This is a genomic window from Kitasatospora sp. NPDC059817, from assembly GCF_042731835.1.
Classification (GTDB): Bacteria; Actinomycetota; Actinomycetes; order Streptomycetales; family Streptomycetaceae; genus Kitasatospora.
This window is the reverse complement of sequence record NZ_JBHWIR010000074.1, coordinates 35,010-35,827: the sequence shown is the minus strand read 5'-3', so window position 1 is coordinate 35,827 and position 818 is coordinate 35,010. Positions and strand designations below refer to the sequence as shown.

Sequence of the window (818 nt, the reverse complement as noted above, 5' to 3'; positions counted from 1 at the left end):
GGGGGGGGGCGGGGGCGGGGGCGGGCGGGCGCGCGCGGGGGGGGGCCGGGGGGGGTGTCGGGTGGGGTGGCGGCGGGGCGTCGGCGGGCGGGCGGTGCCGGTGTGAAGCGGGCGGGCGCCGACCGGCGGCGGCGGTGGCGCGGGGCTCAGGCCCTGGCGTGGTGCTCGACCAGGTCGCGCAGGGCACGGGCCTGCGCGATCGCCTGGTCCTTGCCGACACCGGACTGGATGCCGACCGCGGCGAGCGAGGTGCCGTCGGCCAGGTCGAGGGTGGCCCACGGGTCGCCCTGGCGGAAGTTGACCCGGACGATCTCGGCCCAGGTGAGCCGGCGGCTGCGGACGAAGTTGACCACCGTCACGCCCTGCGCGTCGGCGCTCACCCGGGGGCGGGCCAGCATCAGGCCCACGCACGCGAACAGCACGCCGCTGCCCGCCATCATGATCCGGTCGTTGAGCTGCCAGTTCTCCGGGAGCACCACGGCCATCACGGCGAACAGCACCACCAGCAGCGCGCAGACCGGCAGCAGCACGGCGCGGGTGCGGCGCGGCGCCCAGGTGACGGGGAACTCGACGGGCGGCGTGGACACGTGGGGTCTCCGGTGGGGTGGTTCGGGGGAACGGTCGTTCCCGGGAACGACGGTTCCGGGCAACGGACGGATCCGGACGAAGGGCTGTTCCGGACGACGGTTCCAGACGAAGGGGGGGGGGGCCCCGGCGCCGGCCCCCCCCCAAAAAAACGTGCAATACCCCCCCCCCGCCGGGGGGGGGGGCCCCCCGCCCGCGCGAAGCGGCCCGGGGGGTTGGTTTTTTAAAAGTAT

General features: G+C 76.3%; 1 protein-coding gene. It reads right to left on the bottom strand.

Annotated features, from left to right (window positions below):
* Positions 1-146 precede the first annotated feature (146 nt).
* Complete coding sequence (locus ACFV61_RS18055; RefSeq protein ID WP_063346470.1) at positions 147-587, bottom strand: PH domain-containing protein; 441 nt, start codon at positions 585-587, stop codon at positions 147-149.
* Between the last annotated feature and the right edge of the window lie 231 nt (positions 588-818).